This window comes from Opitutia bacterium KCR 482 (assembly GCA_029269845.2).
GTDB lineage: Bacteria > Verrucomicrobiota > Verrucomicrobiia > Opitutales > Intestinicryptomonadaceae > Merdousia.
The window spans coordinates 2,170,667-2,188,827 of sequence record CP149973.1; the positions used below are offsets into that span (position 1 = coordinate 2,170,667).

Genomic DNA, 18,161 nt, shown 5'->3' on the forward strand with positions numbered 1-18,161 from the left:
CCGCCGCGCCAGATTTTCAACAAAAAACCCCGAACGGCGTTCGGGGCGCTGAATATCATGATTTGTCTGAAAACATCAGGCGGTATTATTCGACGGTCGGCGCAAAGTCGGCCGCCGCCGCCCAGCCGCGCTTGCCGTTTTTCGTTTCGAGGTACAGGTAGCCGCCGCGCGATTTCAGGATTTTCGCGCATTGCCCCGCGTCTACGATGGCGGCGGCGGGCGCGGTTTTCGTCGGAGAGACTGCGAGTTTTGTGTCGGGCTTCAGCGCGACCGCAGTGTCGGCGAAATTCCGCCAGTCGAGAATCGACGGAATCGCCGCCGCGAACGCCGCCGCAAAAACTATCGCGAGAAACAGCGTCGCTGGCGGGCGTTTGCCGTAAAGCGGCGGAACGAACACAAGCAGCACCGCCGCCCAAAACGACACGAAGCACACCGTCGCCCACTCCGATTCGGAAAGCTCGGCAATCAGCGGCGTTTTGAAGGCTTCCAGCCCCGATTCGAGCGAGTTGTCCTTTGCGTACATGGCAAGGTTTGCCGTTGCCTCGCGCATGCGCGGGGCGTTGTAGACCGCGCGTTTGTAGTTCAGGAGCGCGTCGCCCCTGCGGTCGAGCTTGGCAAAGGCGTTCGCCTTGTTGAAGTACAGCTCCGCGGAGTCGAAGCCGTTTTTTTCGGCAAGCGAGTAGTTTTCGAGAGCGCGGGCGTAGTCGCCTGCCTTGTATGCGTTGTTGCCGAGCGCGAAATATTCCCGCGCGGTCTGCGCCCCCGCCGTCGCCGCCGCAAACACTGCGGCGGCAATCATGATGATTGTCCGTAAAATTTTCACAGTTTTCATTTGGAGAGTTTTCCGACGAGCGTTCCGAGTTGCGCGTCGAGCTTTTTGATGTCGAGCTTCGAAGTGTCTGTTCCGCCGAATGCCAGCGCGTCCGCGCCGTCGAAGAACAGCCGCAGTCCGCCGACATCGGCGTCGGGCTTGGTTTCGGCGAGAATTTCGGCGGCGTCGCGGGCGGTTAGCGATTCCGCCGAGCGTTCGCTGTCGGCCGCCACCGCGAATTGCAGGGCGCGGCGCGCCTCCTCGAAGAACGCGTTGAAGTCTCCGCGCTTTGCCGCCGCCGCCGCAAGAGAGCGGTGCTTTGCCGCCGATTTTCTGTCGGCGATTTTCTTTGCGTAGCGGACGTCGTTGATTTTGCGCAGCGACTCCCTCCGCAACATTACGAACGCCGCCACCGCGCAGAGGAACACGATTTGCGCCCCCCAGAAATAGGGCGATTCGAGCAGCCGCGCGTCGGAGGAGTGCGCGGCGGTTTCGGCTATTTTGTCGAACGCGGGCGCGGGGCTTGACTGCTCCGTTTCCGCGGCGCGTTTCGAGCGTCCCGTAGGCGCGACGCTTATCGGAAGCGGCGCGGAGTTCAGCTCGACGTACTTTTCGCCCACGGGGTCGAAGTAGTTGAACCTGACCGTCGGGGCGGTCGGAATGTCCGCCTTTTTGGGAACAGCCGTGTATTCGAAAGTCTTGATTCCGATGTTGGAAAGCCCGTTGCTTTCGTCGGTGAACGACGACTTCGCCTTGTAGGTTTTCCAGTCCGCGCCCGCGTCGAGCTTCGGCTCTCGGATTCGCGGAAAGTTGCCCACGCCCACGACTTTCGCGGTAATCGTACAGGGTTCGCCGACCGTCAGCGCGTCCGGCTCTACCGCCGCGTTTTCGAGCGAGAACGTTCCGATTGCGCCTGTGAAGTCGGCGGGCTTGCCGTTTTCGGGCAGTTCGAGCACGTCGATTTTTTTCGGCGGCATGTCGATTTTGAAGTCTACGGGAGTGCCGCCGCCGAACGACATCATGCGGTCGAAAATCGACATTCCCGCGAGGTCGTCGGCGCGAAGCTCGCGCTGGAACACGCCGCGCGCGGAGATGTCGAGGTCGTAGCTTCCCGCTTTGAGCGGCGTGATTGCCGTGGTGTATTTCACGAGAACGCGGTTGCCGTCGGAGGAAATTGTGGGTTTTTCGGAGAACGCGGGGCAGTCGAACGCGTCCGCCTTCTGTATTTCGGGCAGGAGTTGCGCTAGCGTGAATCCGCGTTCCGACAGGCTTTTGTCGAACGAAAACACAAGCTCGCACGGCACGGATTCGCCGACGTAAATCTTTTCGCGCGGAAGTTTTATTTCGAGTTTCGCGTTGTTTTTGAGGTTCGCCTCGAAGCTTTGAATCTGGCTTCTCGCCTGCTGTCTGCGCTGTATTTGGCGTTGCGCGCTCTGCCGCGAAAAGAACGGGTCGCTTCCGAAAATCGAGCCGCCGAAGGGGTCTGCAAACGGGTCGTCGCCGCCGCTTTCGGCGGGCGCGGACTTGTCTACCGTGAGCGTCGCCGCCGCGATTTTATATTTCTTTCCGCCGATTTCCGCCTCCCATTCGGGGATTGTAAGCTCTCCCTCGCGGTCGGCGCGCATTGTGAGCACAACCGACGTCTCGCGCGAGACCGAGCCGTTTATAATCGACATGTTCCGCGACGAGCTTTGCCCCACGATTTGCAGGCCGTCGGGCAGCGGAATTTTCGAGATGTCCGCGCTTCCCTTGACGTCTTTGAAACTCAGCGTGTAGCGGGCGGTGCCGTTCGGTGGAATCGCCTTTGGGGAGAACCCCGACGTTTCAACCGACTGCGCAAACGCCGCCGCGTATGATAGAATGGAATATAAAATGATTGCCGATATTTTTTTCATTACCAATCCTTGTAGGACTTTTCAAATCTGTTCCGTTGTTCGCCGTAGCCGCGCAGGGGCAGGACTTTGTCGGAATCTTTCATCGATTCCAGCAGTTGCCGCGCCTCGCCTTTTGTCATTGCGCCGACCGCCGACCTGTAATTTTCGGAGTCTTTTCCGGCGTCTTTTTCGGCGGCTTGCGCGGCTGCCGCCTGCTTCTTTTCCGCCTGTTTTTGCTCGGCGGGAAGCTCGCGCTCCTCGTTGCCCGCGTTCTGCTCCCGCTTGTCTTGCCCCCGATTTTCTTTGCTTTCGGACTGCTCTGGCTTGCCGTTTTGCTCCTGCGGTTTTTTGTTGTCTACGGCCTGTTCGTCCCGATTTTGTTCGTCGCCGTTTTGCGGCTTGTCTTGGCGTCCGCCGTTTTGGGAGGCGTCGTTTTTGTCGGGGGAATTTTGCCTGTCGTTGTTCTTGTCGGAATTTTGCTCTTTGTTGTCCTTGCTATTATTTTGCTGTTTGTCCTGTTTGTCGTTTTGCTTGTTTTGCTGATTCTGTTGGCTGTTTTGCTGTTGGTTCTTGTCCTGATTTTTGTTTTGGTTCTGTTGCTGATTTTGCTGTTGGTTCTGCTGGTTTTGATTCTGCTGTTGGTTCTGATTTTGTTGCTGGTTCTGCTGTTGGTTCTGGTTTTTGTCTTGGTTTTGATTGTTGTCGTCGCGGACAAGTTTTTTCAGCTCTTCTTTGAGTTTTGCGAGCCGCGCGAGCCGCTGTTTTGCGGCGTCGGAGGAGATGGCGTCGGAAAGTTTTTTTATTTTCGACGTTTCGTTGTCGAGATTTTTTTCGGCAACAAGCGCGGATTGCAGGTTGTTTTGCGCGGCGTTAAAAGCGGGGTCGAGTTCCGCCGCGCTTTTGTATCCGCCGATTGCGCCGTCGAGAATTTTTTTCGCGTTATTCCATTTTTCGAGGTTTTGCGAGGCGTTCCCAGCAAGCTCCGCCGACTGCTTTTCGACGGCTTCGCACTGCGCGATTCCCTGTTTCAGGCTTTGCTGGAATTGCTTGTCTTTGAGCGGCGACGACTCCAACGCCTTCTTTTTTTCCTCGTCGGTCTTTGCCGCCTTTACCGTTTCAAGCTCCTTTTGCAGAAGCGGCGCGCCCTGTTGCAGCAGAACCGTTCCGCCCGACACCGCCGCGGCTTCGGCTTGGTCGAGCTGCGCGGCTTTTGCGCCGAGTTCGTTGGCGGATTCCGCCGAGGCGAGCGAATGCTTTGCGTCGGCGTAGTCGGCGTTTGCGATGTTGTAGAAAGCCTTTGCGTGCAGGGCGAAGCCGTAGGGTTCTGCCTTTATTGCGTCGAGGAATTTTTCCCGCGCGGCGGCGGTGTCGCCCTTTGCAAGCAGGTCTATACCGCTGTTGAAGATTTCGCGCGGGCTTGGGTTCTCAGGTTCTGCGGGGGCGGATTTCGGCTTTTTCTCCGCGCCGTCCGTCTGCGCTTCCGCCGATTTTTCGGAAGCTTCGGTTTGCGCGGTTTGGGCATCGGGCGCGTCCTCATCCGCGCGGGCGTTTTGGGGCGAGACGAGCGCCGCCGCCGAAACCGCCGCGAACGCCAACGCCGCGAGCCTGCCCGATTTTCCGCCCGCGAAGAATCTGCGCGTGCCCACGAGCGATTCGAGCGCAAGCAGGATTATCGCCGCCGCCAGCGGTATTTGGAATCTTTCTATTGCAAGCTGTTTCATGCGGGCGGAGAGTTCGCGTTGCGGAATTTTTTTCAGCCCGTTTTCGTAGATTGCGTCCATGCCGTTTGCCGACAGCGGCTCGTAGAAGCCGCCGGTGGATTTTGCAATTTCGGAAAGCACCGCCTCGTTGAGTTTGCTTGCGACGATTTTCCCGTTTTCGTCGCGCAGCTGAACGAGTCTGCCGCCGGCGTCGCGAACGGGAATTGGTTCGCCTTTCGCCCCGCCGACTCCGAGCGTGTAGATTACCACGCCGTCTTTCGCCGCCTGTTTCGCGCGTTCCACCGCCGAAGATTCAAGCTCTTCGCCGTCGCTTATGAGAACGACGATTTTGTGGTTTGCGGTTTTTTCGAATGCGGCATCGGCTTCGGAAATCGCCGCGGCGATGTTCGTTCCGCCGCGCTGGATTACGTTTGTGTCGAGGGCTTCGAGGGAGAGCCTGAACGCGTCGTAGTCGAGCGTGAGCGGGCATTGCAGGAACGCCTGTCCGCTGAACGCGACTATTCCGATTCTGTCGCCGTCGAGCGCGTCGAGGAGGTCGAGCACCGAGAGTTTTGCGCGTTCGAGGCGGCTCGGTTTTACGTCTTCTGCGAGCATGCTTTTGGACGTGTCTATTGCGAAAATTATGTCGATTCCGCGCGTTTTGCTTTCCGCCCAATGGTATCCCCACTGCGGGCGGGCGAGGGCGACGAAGACCGCGAAAATTCCCAGCGCAAGGAGCGTCTTTTTGACGAATTTTTTTGCGGGGCTTACCGTGCGCGAAAGTTCGGGCAGAAGTTTTGCCGACGCGAATTCCGCGAGCAGGCGTTTGCGGCGGCGTTCGCCCCACGCGAATAGCGCGACAACCGCAAGGGTTGCGGCGATTCCAGCGTAAAGCCAGTTTATTGAATGGAAGCTCATGGAAGTGTTTCGAATTTTGTGTTTACGAGTGCCAGTTTGAGCGCAAGCAGCGCAAGCCCCGCGCCCGCAAACCACTGGAACAGCTCGCGGTACGACGTGAAGTTGCGGAGCTTGACCGCCGTCTTTTCGAGCCTGTCGATGTCGGAATAAATGTTTTCAAGCTCGCGCAGGTTTGTTGCGCGGTAGAATTTGCCGCCCGTGATTTCGGCGATTTTTTTGAGGGTTTCCTCGTCCACGTCGCTGCGCATGTCGCCGCCGTAGACGGGGTTGCCCGCGCGGTCGCGGACCACGCGCGAGTCGGCGTCGAGCGCGGCGGCGGGCACTATTCCGCTTCTGCCGGCGGCGATTGCGTAGATTTTTGCGCCGTAGGTTGCGGCGGCTTCGGCGGCGGCAATGGGCGATATTTTGCCCGCGTTGTTTTCGCCGTCGGTCAGCAGAATCACCACGCGCGACTTCGCGTTTTTGAGGTCGCGCAGTCTGTTTACGCTCATGCCGATTGCCGAGCCTATCGCGGTTCTGTTGGCGTCTATTACGCCGATTTCGATTCGTTCGAGGTTCTGTTTCAGCCAGTCGTGGTTGAGCGTCATGGGCGAGACCAAAAACGAGTTCGCCGCGAACGCCACCATGCCGATTCTGTCGTTCGGGCGTTTTTCGACGAACGCGTCTACGACTTCCTTGACGGCGTCGAGGCGTGTCATCGGTCGTTTGCGCGATGCGGAGAAATCGAGACCCGCCATTGAGCCTGAAACGTCGATTGTGAGCACGATGTCGATTCCGCTTTCCTCGCGCACGCTGTATCCCGTGCCGATTTGCGGGCGGGCGAGGGCGACGATAAGCAGGGCGAGCGCAAGCAGCGTCAGCGGGAATTTCCAAAGTCCGACCGCCGCGCGGTTGCGCTTTGCTGCGTCCTTTGCTACCGCCACGCTCGAAAAAATCAGCGAGCCGCTTTTGCCGCCCGCGCCGCGAAGCAGCGCGAGCACGGGGAGGACGAGCAGCGCCCACAAAAATTCGGGGTTTGCAAAAGTCATTGCGCGTCTCCTTTCGCTTCGTGTGAGTCGGGAGTTTCGGGCGCGGATTTTTTCGAATCGGCGTCTTTTTGTTTGCGGCGTTCGGCGGTTTTCGCGTCGTCGCTATCGACGAACGCGAGCGCAGTTTCGGCGAGTTCGGGCGCGTTTGCGAAAACGTGTTGGGCGAATTTCGCCATGTCGGCAAGCGTGAGTATTTTTTTGAGCGACTCCCTGCCTCCGTCGTCGAATTCGTCGGACTCCGAGACGATTTTCAGAAATTCCTCCGTCGTGCGTTCGGGGGCGGGAATGTCGTGCGCCTCTTCTATATAGTCGCGCACAGCCTGGCTTACCTCCGAGGCGTACGCCTTTGCGCCGAGCTTTTGCGAGATGTCGCGGGCAAGCTCTATGCGGGCTGTCGCGCGTTCGGCGGGCGGGACTGCGGGCGTCTTTTTGCGCCTTAGCGCGAACGCCGCAAGTATCGCGGCAAGCGCGGCGGCGGCGGCAATCCACGCGCCGTATTTTTCGGCGAAGCCGCGCCCGATTTTATCGGTCGCGCCCTCGATTTCTGGGAAGAGGGCGGCGAATTTTTCGGGGTCGGGTTTGGGCTGTTCAGCCTGCGCGTTCGGCGTTCCGAGCGGGTTTGCAAAGCTTTGCGGTTGCGCGAAATTCGGCGCGGACTGCGCGGGCGTTCCGAACATCTGCGCGGCGGGCGCGGGAATTTGCAAAGGCGCGGAAGCCCCGTTTTGCGGGGCTTGCGCGTACGCCGCCGTTGCCGCTAGCGCGGCGCAAGTTATGTGCAAAATTTTTTTCATTGGCGTTTTGCGCGTCTTTCGAAAAACTTTCTCAAAGGCGTTATGAAAGGCTTGTCTGTTCTGATTTCAAGCAGGTCGATTTTCGACCGCGCGAGTGCCCGCTTGAAGTCGGCGAGCCGCCGCGCGTTGATTTCGGCGTAGGTTTTGCGAACCGCGGTGCTCGACGTGTCGAGCGAGACTATTTCGCCCGTTTCGGAGTCTTCGAGAGTGAGCACTCCGAGCGCGGGGAGAACGGTTTCGCGCGGGTCTACGATTTCGAAGCAGACGAGGTCGTGCCTGCGGTTCGTGATGTCGAGGGCTTTGAAGACCTCAGATTTTCCCTCCGGGTCGGGAATCTTTCCGTCTGGCCCTTGCAGAAAGTCCGAGACGAGCACGACTATCGCCCTGCGTTTTAGTATGCGGTTTACCTCTTCGAGTGCGCGGGCGATGTTCGTGCCCCTGTGTTGCGGCTCGAACGCGAGAATGTCGCGGATAAGCCGCAAAATGTGGCGTCTGCCCTTGCGCGGCGGAATGATGTGTTCGGCGTCTTCGGTGAAGAGCACAAGTCCGACTTTGTCGTTGTTCCGCGCCGCCGAAAACGCCAGCGTGCTCGCGATTTCCGCCGCGATTTCGCGCTTCGACGAGTCGCCGCTACCGAACTGTCCGCTTGCCGAGAGGTCTACTGCCAGCATCATGGTAAGCTCGCGCTCTTCGCGGTATTTCTTGACGTGCGCCTTGCCCGTGCGGGCGGTTACGTTCCAGTCGATAGACCTGATTTCGTCGCCGGGCTGGTATTCGCGAGCCTCCTCGAAGTCCATGCCGCGCCCCTTGAAGACGCTGCGGTACGCGCCCGCGAGGTTCTCGCTGACCTGCCTGTTGGTGCGGATTTCTATCTGCCGCACCTTTTTGAGCATTTCTGTGATTTTGTCGCCCATAACAGCGCGCGCGGTTTAGGGAACTGCGACTTTGTCGAGGGTTTTCGAAACCACGTCTTCGCTCGAAATTCCCTCGGCTTCGGCTTCGTAGCTTACGATGATTCTGTGTCTGAGAACGTCGGGGGCGATGTCCTTTACGTCCTGCGGCACGACGTACCCGCGCCCCTGAATGAACGCGTGCGCTTTCGCCGCGAGTGTGAGGGCGATTGTCGCGCGGGGGCTTGCGCCGAACTGCACCATGTCGCGCAGGTCGGCGAGTCCGTATTTTTCAGGTTCGCGGGTCGCAAAGACGATGTCTACGATGTAGTCCTTGATTTTGTCGTCGATGTAGATTTCGTCCACGACTTCGCGCGACTTCATGATTCTTTCGGGCGAGACCACCGTGTTTATCGCCTCTACCACGCGCGTTTTCGCCATCAGGTCGAGGATTATGCGCTCCTCTTTTTTGTCGGGATAGCCGATTTTAAGCTTGAACATGAATCTGTCGACCTGCGCTTCGGGGAGCTGGTATGTTCCCTCCTGGTCGATCGGGTTTTGCGTTGCGAGCACGAGGAACGGCTCGGGAAGCGCGTATGTCTCGCCGCCGATTGTTATCTGGCGTTCCTGCATGGCTTCGAGCAGCGCGCTCTGGACTTTTGCGGGGGCGCGGTTGATTTCGTCGGCAAGCACGATGTTTGCGAAAATCGGGCCTTTCTGCGTGATAAATTCGCCCTTTTGCTGGTTGTAGATTAGAGTGCCCACGATGTCGGAGGGCAGGAGGTCGGGCGTGAACTGAATGCGGCTGAATTTGGCGTCCATTGCCGCCGCCATCGTCTTCACCGCGAGCGTTTTCGCAAGCCCCGGCACGCCTTCAAGCAGAACGTGCCCGTTTGCGAGAATGCCCGTCAGAAGCCTGTCCACAAGGTATTTTTGCCCGACGACGGATTTTGCGATTTCGTTTCTTAACAGCAATGTCCAGTCGGACGCCGCCTTGACTTTGTCGTTTATTTCGCTGAGGTTTGTACTCATATTTTTCGTGTTTTAATTAAATTTAACTTGGAAGTAAATCGGAAGTAAAGCGGCCGCCATTAGCCGCATTTTTTCGATGCGCTAATCGACAAATATATTTAGCGCGTTGTTCCGAATTTTTCGGCGCGGCTACGCAACTCTAACGGTTTTCCGAAGATTCCGCGTTCTCGACGCTCTCGGCGGCGTCGGAGCGGAATTCGAAATTTATGCGCGGGCGGAAGTCGCGGTTTTCCTCTTTGGGCTTTTTTTCGCCCTGTTCGGGTTGTCCTTCCGCTTGTTCGGGGTCGAGCTTCGACTTTTCTTTTGCCTTCAACAAAACGCTCTCCTGCGCGAACGCCTCCAACGCGGGCGTCTTGCGCGCGCTTCCCGCCGCGCTCGGTATTGTGTGCGGCGCGGATTCCGCCTTTCCCGCCGATTTCGCCAAGCCCGCGGGGCTTGCTGTGTTGGGAACGGCGTTTGCGGCGGCTTTCAATTCCTCCGACTCGTTTGCGGCTTCCGCCACGGTTTTTGCCGCCTGAGAGTCCTGCGGATTCTCCGCGGTCTCGGCGACGGCGTCGGCTTCGTCCGCTTGCTCTGCGTCTTTTTTTGATTTGCCCTCGGCTTCGTCGCCGCTTTCCGCGCTCTTTTTGCCGAAGGAGTCGGCGGCGTAGAAAAACACCCCCGACGGCCCAGCGTCCTGCTTCAACACGATTGACGCGTATCTGATTTTGTCGAGCGGCGTTCGGAAGAGGGGAGTCTTTCCGTGCGCCGTCGTCGAGCCGTAGCAGAACGAGATGAAATCGACAAGTTCGTCGCTCGTGAATTCGATTCTGTCGCCGTCGTCGAAATTCTCCTTTTCGAGGTCGATTTCTATCTCGCCGAGCTTCGCAAGCCCCGACGTGTCGAGCCTGTCGTCGACAGTGTTGTGCTTGGGCGCGGGGGCATCGGTCTTTCCGTCCCAGGAGACCCTGTAATTTTTCGAGTTCGGCTCGAAAGTTTCCTCGTCTACGATTCCGAACACCTCTATTCGCAGCTTGTTTTCGGCGGAGCTTTCAGCCTTTTCCGCCGCGCGCTCCGCCGAGATTCCCGCGGGCGGCGGCGGCAGAGATTCCGCGCTTTGCGCGTTCGATGCGGGCACGAGCGGAAGCTTCTTTGCGAAAATCGAAAGCGTCGCGGTTATCACGACGTCGCGCGACGGCGCAAGCCCGACAGCGGGCGCGTCGAATTCGAACGGAATGTACGCTATTGCGCGTTCGCCCTTTGCGTTGTTTACGGCGATGAAGTCCGACTTCGAAAAGTCCCTGTTCGGGTCGGCCTCGAAAATGAATGTGTCGCCGCGGGCGGCGGTTATTTCCTCCGCGCATGCGACGCGCGCCGCCAGCGCAATAAGAATCGGCAAAGCCGCAAGCCGCGCGCATTCCGAAGCTGTCTTAAAAAAACGGTTTCCGCCCCTGCTTTTCATGGAAGTAGAATGTCGGTTTGCGAAAACTTTGTCGAGCGCATTTTGCGGGCGTCCCCAAAAAACAACCCCGACCGAATGGTCGAGGCTGCGCTGTTGCCCGCTTTCGCGGGGTAAATCAGATTTTCGGAAGCGCGGCGGGAATGTCCACCTTGTGGAGCGTGCCGCGCTTGATTCTTTCGAGCCTGTGGCGGCGGCGGATTTTCCTCGTCAGCTTTACGATAAGTTCGTCGATTGATTTGTACATGTCGTCGCTCTCGACGCTTACGACCATATCCGACCCCTGAATTTCTATGTGCCCTTTCGCGGAAAATTCGTTGTGCTTGCTCTTGTTCGGCTTGTACGCGAGTTCTATGCGGAGCCTAATGATTCTGTCATCGTGGGTGAACAGCTTGGACATTTTGTTTACCACGCTCTGTTTGAGGGCGTCGGTAAGTTCCAAGTTTTGTCCGGATATGATGATGTCGTTTTCGTTCATTTCTTCCTTTCGGGTTTGGTGGCGGCGTGTTGCCGGCGTTTGTCGGGCGCGCGAGCCTGTTAAAGTTGTTCCGCAGGGCGGAGTTTTGTGAAAGAGCGTTCGATGTCCGTCTCGCGATTTTTTAACATTTTAGTGTTGAAAAAGAACCGCGTTTTGTCTGATTTTACCGCCTAAGGGTAATATCCCGACGGCAGTGGACAAGGTAGTGTAAAGAACCGAAAATTTCAAGAAAAAAATGGAGAAGAATCACAGAAAACCGAATCGAAAAAAACTCGAATTAATCAAGCGCGAACTGGCGGAATACGACGCCGTTGTAATCACGGGCGCGTCCTCCGGAATCGGGCGCGGGATTGTCGAGCTAATCGACGAAGTTTCGCATGTGAGGCTTTGCAACATTTCCCGAAGTTTTCCTTCTTTTCTTTCCGACCGCAAAGACTTCCTCCATGTTCCGTGCGACCTGAAAAATTCCGCGGAAATTTCAGCCGCTATTCCCGGAATTTTCGGGTTCATCGGCGCGGGACGGAACGGGAATCCGCCGAAGATTCTGCTTGTCAATAATTCGGGATTCGGCGCGTACGGCGAATTTCCCGAACCGTCGGTTTCGAGAAATTGCGAAATGGTAGATGTGAACGTCCGCGCCGTCGCCATGCTTTGCGGCGAATTTGCCGACGCGATACGCGCGGGGCGCGGCTCTATAATAAATATCGCAAGCACTGCGGCGTTTCAGGCGTGCCCGCAGCTTGCGGTTTACGCGGCGACAAAGTCTTTCGTCAAAAGCTTCACGCTCGGAATCTCCCACGAACTGCGCAAACACGGATGCAAATGCCTTTGCGTCTGCCCGGGGCCTACAAGTAGCAACTTTTTCCGCGCGGCGGGCTTCGACACTCCGCCGCTACCGTCGGGCTTCGGGCACGAACCGCGCGACGTCGCCGAGGCGGCGTTGGAGGCTTTGGCGCGGGGAAAGATTTTGAAAATCGTGGGGCGGACAAATTTTCTGCAATGCGCGGCGACGCGCTTTGTTCCGACGGCATTGCTTGTGAAAATATCGGGCTTTGTCTTGGAGCGGATACGCTCACTGAAATAGGCGGGCGGTTTTTGCGGAGGGCGGAACGTTTCGGCGGCGCGGGTGTAAGTGGCGCATATAAAGTCAATTCCGCCGCGCGGCGGATTCGGCGCGGAGATCGGCTTCAAAAAAAATGAAAATTTTAAAAAAAATGTCTTGCCAAGCCGCCGAAAATTCCTACATATATGGGGCTTTAAAAATCAAGTCGCTCAGGTGGTGGAATTGGTAGACACGTACGTTTGAGGGGCGTATGGCGAAAGCCGTGTGGGTTCGAGTCCCGTTCTGAGCATTTGATTTTTTTACGAGGAGCAAAGGGCGAATGCCCCGCGCAAAAATCGGGGCCGTAGCTCAGTTGGAAGAGCGCTAGAATCGCACTCTAGAGGTCGTGAGTTCGAACCTCATCGGCTCCACCATTTAAAAAACGCAATCCGCTAGGGTTGCGTTTTTTGTTTCCTCGTGTCGTGCGGCAAGGCGCGGGGTAAGTTCGACGTCTTTTTGGTATGAAAACGCGATGTTTGTTTGAAAGTGTTTTTTGTGTGTCGTTGGCACGTTTATAGTTTGAAGAATTCGCATTCAGTGTTAAAACGATTGCATTTAATGAAGAAAAATTCGGACAAATCGGGAGCGGGCGACGGCGGCAAATACGCTTGGAGCATTTACGGCAACGAGGAACTGAAACTCATGCCGTCGGGCAACCGCATTGTCTACTTCATGCACAGGCGGCGCGGCGAGGTTCGCCCGATTTCCGCGCTCGACCGCGACGAGCGTCTGCTTCTGATGCCGCCGTCGTCCGTCGGCGACGTCTGGAAAAAATTTGCAATTTCGCTGCTCGGCTATGCCGACCACACAAAGGGCTACTACCATTCGCGCGTGAACGAGTCTTTCCACGACATGCTGATTGTTGAAAAGGGCGTGCTGGGCGCAAAATTCGGCGGCGGAAAATTCTCGCTCGCCCGCGGCGACGCGCTCGTCATTCCGCGCGGAAATCTGTGCGACAACTTTGTCAGCAACACAAACACCTCCGTCTGGTGGATTCATTTTGCCGACATTCCGTATTGGTCGGACAGGCTCGGCGCGGAGGTTTCGGTGAGGCAGCTGGGGAGCTTCGGCGCGTTGTCGGCTCTCATGCGGGCTTTCATGGAGGAGGTCTTTTCGCCCGACGCAAGCAGGGCGGTTCTCGCAAACATTGCGTCTTCCATCGTAGAGATTTTCGGGCGCGAGTTTTGCGCGAGGAAGTCTGGCGACTCCGCGGGCGACGCCGTCGCGCGGCTTCTGGCGGAAATCGCCGCAAATCCTTGTGCCGACTGGGACAGGGAGGCTCAGGCGCGGAGGCTTTCCGTTTCGCCGCGCACGCTCGACAACCACTGCATGGCGCGCTTCGCCCGCACTTACTCGAAATTTCTGCGCGACTGCCGCATGGATTACGCCCTGCGGCTTGTCCGCCAAGGCGCGAAAAACGCCGAAATTGCGCGGCTCGTAGGCTATGCCGACGCATATTCGTTTTCGAAGGCGATGCGCGCGCATTTCGGCAAATCTCCGCGCGAGCTTAAAGGCGGCTTCCCCGCCGCGTAAAAAACAAAAGGCGTTCCGGATTTCTCCGAAACGCCCTGCGTCTGTTCTGCCGCCCTCGGCTATTCGAGCGATTTGAGCATTGCCGCCGCCCAGAGGGTGTCGGGCTTGAGCTTCAAGGATTGGCGGAACGACTCTTTTGCGCGGGCGTCAAGCCCCACTCCAAGTTCGCCGAATCCCTTTGTCAGGAACATGCGCGAGTTGATGTTTTCGACGCTGTCGCCCGTAGTGCCCTCCGCGCCGTAGAAGTTTGTGTGCGTTTTCACCATGCCCTTCGCGCCGTCGTCGATAAGCGACTTGAAGATTGCGTCGGCTTCGGCGGTTTTGCCGAGCTTTTTGAGCGCGCGCGCCTTGTAGAAACGCCAGTTTGTCTTCTTTGTGTTGACAGCCGCCGCCTTTTGCCAGTTCGTTTTTGCGTTCGCGAAGTCGCCGAGTTTTTCGTAGGCGTCGCCGATGAGGCAGTAGGTTTGGGCGTCGCGGGGAATGCGGGTGTCGTAGAGGAAGACCTGATGGTTTTCGGGGAACTTGAAGCCCTCGTTGAAGAGCGCGATTGCGCCCTTTGCGTCGCCTTTGCCGAGCTTGTCAAGCCCCGCGAGAATTACGGCGTCGAGGTATGTTTCGTGGAAGTCGGCAACGCCCTCGCGAGTCGGGAAGTAGCATTCTTTGAGGAGCTTCAAAACCCTGTCGTAGTCGCCGACAAACGTGCCCGTGGATACTTCCGCCGCAAGCGGATAGTAGCGTTTGACGCACGTCGAATGGTTGTTTTTCAGCAGTTCGTAGCGTTCGGCGACGGGCGCGTTTGCGCCTTCGAGCACTTGGTCGATTTCCTCGAAGAACATCGCCTGCGAGTTGTCGAGCGCGATTGCCCTGCGGTAGTAGTCCGCCGCCTTCGGGCAGTTTTTGAAGTACTTCCAGTAGCCGTAGCCGATGTTGCGAAGCGCCATTGCGTTTTTCGGGTCGAGTGAGAGCGACTTTTCCCATTCAGCCATGCCGCGCTCCGCCTGCTTGTCGTAGTAGGCGCAGCCGAGCCAGTAGCGGAGCCTTGCGCTTTGCGGGAAGTCGGCGGTTGCGTTTTCCATCAGAGCGATTGTTTCGAGCCTGAACGGATTGCACGATTCCTGCGGCATTGCGAGTGCGTCGCCGAAGAGCTTTTTGTATGCCTGCATGTCGCCGCGTTTTTTTGCGAACGCCGCGAGCCACATTTTGACCGTGGGGTAGGGGGCTTTTGCGTCGGCGCGTTCGAGCAGCTCGACGGCGTCGGCGTCGAAGCCGTTGTGCATGTAGGCGAGGGCGAGTTCGAGGTACGATTCCGCGTCGCCGCGCATGAGCTTTTCGAAGTCCGAATTTTCGCCGAGCAGCATTTTTTCACGCGCCGAATAGACGTCTACGGGGTCGATTGCCGAAACGCGGTCGAGGCACGCAAGCGCGGCCTTTTTATCGCCGAGTTTGCGCAGAATAGTCGCTTTCAGGTTGAGCGCGGGCAGGTTTGCGCCGTTGTAGAGTACGGCTTCGTCGAGGCGTTCGAGGGCGTTTTCATAGTCGCCCGCCTGCGAGTAAATCTGCGCAAGCTGGAAGTTTGCGGCCGAGTTGTACTGGTAGTTCCAGACCGCGCGGTAGAGCGTTTCGACGGCCTCGGCGGTCTTGCCTTCGGCTTTGAGGATAAGTCCGAGGTTGTAGGTTGCCTCGCAGTCGCGGGGGCGCGTGTAGTCTTTCGTCTGGCGGGCGATTGCGGTTGTGAGGTATTTCTTCGCCTTTGCGAAGTCGCCGCGCAGCCGCCAGTAGACGCCCATTTGCGTGTTGGCGCGGGTGTCGCCGGGGTCGCGCCGGAGCACTTCAAGGAAGTAGTCGTTGGGGTTTACGAAGGGGTTGTGGAATTGCAGGTTGCGCATGCCCACAAGGAGGCATTCCTCGGTGTTCTCGATGTCGCGCGGCGCTTTGGGGGGCTTGACGATTTCGGGAAGCGGCTTGTTCGGGTCTTTGACCACGGGCGTGTACGAAAGCAGTGTTTTGCCGTCGGACGATTTCAGCGCGAGCGTGAACTCCGATTCCTTTGCGCCGGCGGGAACTTCGATTGTTTTGACGAAGGGCTTGTCGGGCGCGATGTCGATTTTCTGCGCGAAGATTTTTTTGCCTTTGAGAGAAAGCACAAGCTCCGCGCCGTCGGTTTTTTCGGTCGCGAGCGCGCCGAGCAGCATTTTTCCGCCGCCGAGCAAATCCATGTTGATTGCCGCGCGCTTCGAGCCTTTCTTGACGCCGCCGATGTCGCGCAGTCCGTACCAGTACTGCGAGAAATTTTTGATTTCGTAGGGGGTAATCCAAGTGTAGTCGGGCTGGTTGTCGGAGTACGCGCCCTGCATAAGCTCGATGTAGTGCCCCGCAGTGTCGGTGAGGATTTTCGTGGGCCAGCCAGAGTTTGCTCCCCACAGCCAGAACTTTCCGCCCTTTACGATGTTGTGGTTGCCGACGAGCATTGTACCCGCCTTGCGCCCGTGGTCGTAGCCTGCGATGAAGTCGTCTTTGAGGTCGTGGACGAAAACCGAGTTGTTCGACGGGTGGTTTTTCCACCACGAGATGTCGAGGTTGTTTTCGTACTCCTCCTTGCCCGTGTAGGCTTCGCGCGTAATCGGCCAGTGGCAGAAGCTTTCCTTGCAGTGGAACGTGCCGAATTCCGTGTTTTGCGGAAATATAATCTGGTAGTTTTTATCTACGTATGTGGAGACGTTCGACCAGTAGAGAATGGAGTTGTCGTTCATCGTTGTGTTGGCGAGGCGTCCGCTGATTTCGATGTAAGACTTGTCCGGGTGCAGCGTAACCCCGATTGCCCACGACATTCTGTGGCGCAGTTCGGTTTCGCCAAGCCACACGGTTTTGCTGCCGTCGGGGTTCGAGGTTATGGCGTAGCTTACGGGCATGTGCGACGTCGCGCGGTGGTGGTGGAACACGTTCCATTCAACGCCGCCCGAAATCCACGCGCCCGTCATTCCGACGTTCGCGGGCTTGATTACGTCCTGATGGTAGAAGATGTCGTAGCCGTTTGTTTTGTCTACGGCGTAGAAAAGCCTGCCGCCGATTTCGGGCAGTATGCAGAGCTTGACGTACTTGTTTTCGAGGTACACCGCGTTGTACGACACGTCCTTTCTGACGCGCGTCATGTTGTCGTTGAGGCGGTACGGGTAGACGCTGCGGCGGGCGCGTTGGTACGACCAGTCGCAGTCGAATATCGGCGACTTCTCCGCGGGGTCGAGCGGATATGTCGGGATTGTCGTTGTCTCCTCCCACGCCTTCACCGGGTCGGCGAAAAGCGGGATTGCCGCCTGCGCCGCGAGGACGGCGCAGAGTATTGCTGTTGTCTTTTTCATATGATGCTTTTGCGTGTTAAAGTTTTCGCATTCCGCAAACGGAATACGCAATTCTACCATCGCGGAGGACTTAGGTCAAATTCGCAAAAACAACATCTTTTCTTAAAATAACATCTTGCGCCGGAAATGCCTGCGCGCAAAAAACGCGCCGCGAAGGGTGTTCGACTGGCGCGCGGAAATTCCGTTTTCCGGTTCGGCTACTCCGATTTTTCGCGGATTATGTAATGCGGGCGTCTCTTTGTTTCGAGGTAGATTTTCGACATGTACTGCCCGAGTATTCCGAGGCAGAACAGCTGCATTCCGCTCAGGAAAAATATCACGCAAATCATGGAGGTCCAGCCGAACGCCGAGTTGTGGAACATCAGCTGGCGTATCGAAAGCACGACGATTGCGACCGCCGAGCACGCGCAGAACGCAAACCCGATTACCGCCGCCACCGCAAGCGGTATCGTCGAAAACGACGTGAGCGCGTCGAGCGAGTAGAGCAGCAGCCCCCAGAACGACCACTTCGATTTCCCCGCGGGGCGTTCGGCGTTGTCGTATTCAATCCACTTCGTCTTGAAGCCGACCCACTCGTATATTCCCTTCACGAACCTGTTGTATTCGGGGAGTTCGAGGACGGCGTCGAGCACCCTGCGCGTCATCAGGCGGTAGTCGCGCGCGCCTTCGGTGAATTTGAGCGGCGAGAGGGTGTTGAGTATTTTGTAGAAGATTTTTGCGCAGTACGAGCGCACGGGCGGCTCGCCGTCCCGCGTGCGTCGGCGGGCGGCGACGGAGTCGAAACCGCCGTTGAGCACGGCGTCGAACATTTGCGGCAGCAGCGACGGCGGGTCTTGGAGGTCGGCGTCCATAATCGTGATGAAGTCGCCCTTTGCGGCTTTCAGCCCTGCGAACATCGCCGCCTCCTTGCCGAAATTCCGGCTGAACGAAATGAAGCGTATCCGCGCGTCGGCGCGCGACATCTCGCGCAGAATTTCGAGGGTGCGGTCTTTCGAGCCGTCCTCCACGAAAATTATTTCGAAGCGCGGGTTGCCCATTTCCGCCATTGTCCTGAAAAATTCGTTGCGGAAAATAGGCAGCATTTCCTCTTCGTCGCGGCAGGGCACGACCACGCTCAGGAGTCCGTCGAATGCGGGTTTTGTTTCGTTTGCGCTATCCATCTGAAAAACACAATGGCGCGGCGGGCGTTTTTTGCAACAAATAAAAAATC

General features: G+C 57.6%; 13 protein-coding genes and 2 tRNA genes. 4 read left to right on the top strand and 11 right to left on the bottom strand.

What is annotated here, in order from left to right; genetic code table 11:
- Positions 1–85: 85 nt before the first annotated feature.
- The 9 genes from P3B99_009315 to raiA form a co-directional block, all read right to left on the bottom strand.
- Positions 86–832: a hypothetical protein gene (locus tag P3B99_009315; GenBank protein ID WYJ07395.1), complete on the bottom strand. Its 747-nt coding sequence runs from the start codon at positions 830–832 to the stop codon at positions 86–88.
- Positions 829–2,706, bottom strand: coding sequence for a BatD family protein (locus P3B99_009320; GenBank protein WYJ07396.1), 1,878 nt, complete (start codon positions 2,704–2,706; stop codon positions 829–831). The genes P3B99_009315 and P3B99_009320 overlap by 4 nt, the downstream gene beginning before the upstream one ends.
- Positions 2,706–5,303 carry a VWA domain-containing protein gene (locus P3B99_009325; GenBank protein ID WYJ07397.1) on the bottom strand — a complete coding sequence of 866 codons (2,598 nt, stop codon included), beginning with the start codon at positions 5,301–5,303 and terminating at the stop codon, positions 2,706–2,708. The genes P3B99_009320 and P3B99_009325 overlap by 1 nt, the downstream gene beginning before the upstream one ends.
- Positions 5,300–6,331: a VWA domain-containing protein gene (locus P3B99_009330; protein ID WYJ07398.1), complete on the bottom strand. Its 1,032-nt coding sequence runs from the start codon at positions 6,329–6,331 to the stop codon at positions 5,300–5,302. The genes P3B99_009325 and P3B99_009330 overlap by 4 nt, the downstream gene beginning before the upstream one ends.
- Positions 6,328–7,122: a hypothetical protein gene (locus P3B99_009335; GenBank protein ID WYJ07399.1), complete on the bottom strand. Its 795-nt coding sequence runs from the start codon at positions 7,120–7,122 to the stop codon at positions 6,328–6,330. The genes P3B99_009330 and P3B99_009335 overlap by 4 nt, the downstream gene beginning before the upstream one ends.
- The gene (locus P3B99_009340) at positions 7,119–8,036 is read right to left on the bottom strand and encodes a DUF58 domain-containing protein (GenBank protein ID WYJ07400.1); all 918 of its coding nucleotides are present in this window, start codon (positions 8,034–8,036) and stop codon (positions 7,119–7,121) included. The genes P3B99_009335 and P3B99_009340 overlap by 4 nt, the downstream gene beginning before the upstream one ends.
- A 15-nt stretch (positions 8,037–8,051) precedes the next feature.
- Positions 8,052–9,044 (bottom strand): MoxR family ATPase, encoded by a 993-nt coding sequence (locus P3B99_009345; GenBank protein ID WYJ07401.1) that lies wholly within the window; start codon positions 9,042–9,044, stop codon positions 8,052–8,054.
- A 139-nt stretch (positions 9,045–9,183) separates the two neighbouring features.
- Positions 9,184–10,422 carry a hypothetical protein gene (locus P3B99_009350; GenBank protein WYJ07402.1) on the bottom strand — a complete coding sequence of 413 codons (1,239 nt, stop codon included), beginning with the start codon at positions 10,420–10,422 and terminating at the stop codon, positions 9,184–9,186.
- A gap of 178 nt (positions 10,423–10,600) precedes the next feature.
- Positions 10,601–10,960, bottom strand: coding sequence for a ribosome-associated translation inhibitor RaiA (gene raiA, locus P3B99_009355; protein WYJ07403.1), 360 nt, complete (start codon positions 10,958–10,960; stop codon positions 10,601–10,603).
- 235 nt (positions 10,961–11,195) lie between these two features.
- On the opposite strand from raiA, the gene P3B99_009360 reads away from it, so the two are divergent.
- The 4 genes from P3B99_009360 (at position 11,196) to P3B99_009375 (ending at position 13,595) form a co-directional block, all read left to right on the top strand.
- Positions 11,196–12,044: an SDR family NAD(P)-dependent oxidoreductase gene (locus tag P3B99_009360; GenBank protein WYJ07404.1), complete on the top strand. Its 849-nt coding sequence runs from the start codon at positions 11,196–11,198 to the stop codon at positions 12,042–12,044.
- A gap of 186 nt (positions 12,045–12,230) precedes the next feature.
- Positions 12,231–12,312: transfer RNA gene (locus tag P3B99_009365), tRNA-Leu, on the top strand.
- Between the two features lie 48 nt (positions 12,313–12,360).
- Positions 12,361–12,436 (top strand) — tRNA-Ala (locus P3B99_009370).
- Positions 12,437–12,620: 184 nt separating this feature from the next.
- Positions 12,621–13,595 carry an AraC family transcriptional regulator gene (locus P3B99_009375; GenBank protein ID WYJ07405.1) on the top strand — a complete coding sequence of 325 codons (975 nt, stop codon included), beginning with the start codon at positions 12,621–12,623 and terminating at the stop codon, positions 13,593–13,595.
- Positions 13,596–13,654: 59 nt separating this feature from the next.
- Here the strand turns inward: P3B99_009375 and P3B99_009380 are convergent, their stop codons facing one another.
- Both P3B99_009380 and P3B99_009385 read right to left on the bottom strand, forming a co-directional pair.
- Entirely contained in the window at positions 13,655–16,951 is a 3,297-nt protein-coding gene (locus P3B99_009380; protein WYJ07406.1) for a DUF5107 domain-containing protein, read from the bottom strand.
- A gap of 197 nt (positions 16,952–17,148) precedes the next feature.
- Positions 17,149–18,111, bottom strand: coding sequence for a glycosyltransferase family 2 protein (locus P3B99_009385; protein ID WYJ07407.1), 963 nt, complete (start codon positions 18,109–18,111; stop codon positions 17,149–17,151).
- Positions 18,112–18,161: the final 50 nt, after the last annotated feature.

Excerpts from the sequence above, each read along its gene's own strand:
- P3B99_009360 (WYJ07404.1), top strand. The coding sequence starts at position 11,196 with ATGGAGAAGAATCACAGAAAACCGAATCGAAAAAAACTCGAATTAATC.
- P3B99_009335 (WYJ07399.1), bottom strand. The coding sequence starts at position 7,122 with ATGAAAAAAATTTTGCACATAACTTGCGCCGCGCTAGCGGCAACGGCG.
- P3B99_009315 (WYJ07395.1), bottom strand. The coding sequence starts at position 832 with ATGAAAACTGTGAAAATTTTACGGACAATCATCATGATTGCCGCCGCA.
- P3B99_009375 (WYJ07405.1), top strand. The coding sequence starts at position 12,621 with ATGAAGAAAAATTCGGACAAATCGGGAGCGGGCGACGGCGGCAAATAC.
- P3B99_009325 (WYJ07397.1), bottom strand. The coding sequence starts at position 5,303 with ATGAGCTTCCATTCAATAAACTGGCTTTACGCTGGAATCGCCGCAACC.
- P3B99_009340 (WYJ07400.1), bottom strand. The coding sequence starts at position 8,036 with ATGGGCGACAAAATCACAGAAATGCTCAAAAAGGTGCGGCAGATAGAA.
- P3B99_009345 (WYJ07401.1), bottom strand. The coding sequence starts at position 9,044 with ATGAGTACAAACCTCAGCGAAATAAACGACAAAGTCAAGGCGGCGTCC.
- P3B99_009385 (WYJ07407.1), bottom strand. The coding sequence starts at position 18,111 with ATGGATAGCGCAAACGAAACAAAACCCGCATTCGACGGACTCCTGAGC.
- P3B99_009320 (WYJ07396.1), bottom strand. The coding sequence starts at position 2,706 with ATGAAAAAAATATCGGCAATCATTTTATATTCCATTCTATCATACGCG.
- P3B99_009330 (WYJ07398.1), bottom strand. The coding sequence starts at position 6,331 with ATGACTTTTGCAAACCCCGAATTTTTGTGGGCGCTGCTCGTCCTCCCC.
- raiA (WYJ07403.1), bottom strand. The coding sequence starts at position 10,960 with ATGAACGAAAACGACATCATCATATCCGGACAAAACTTGGAACTTACC.
- P3B99_009380 (WYJ07406.1), bottom strand. The coding sequence starts at position 16,951 with ATGAAAAAGACAACAGCAATACTCTGCGCCGTCCTCGCGGCGCAGGCG.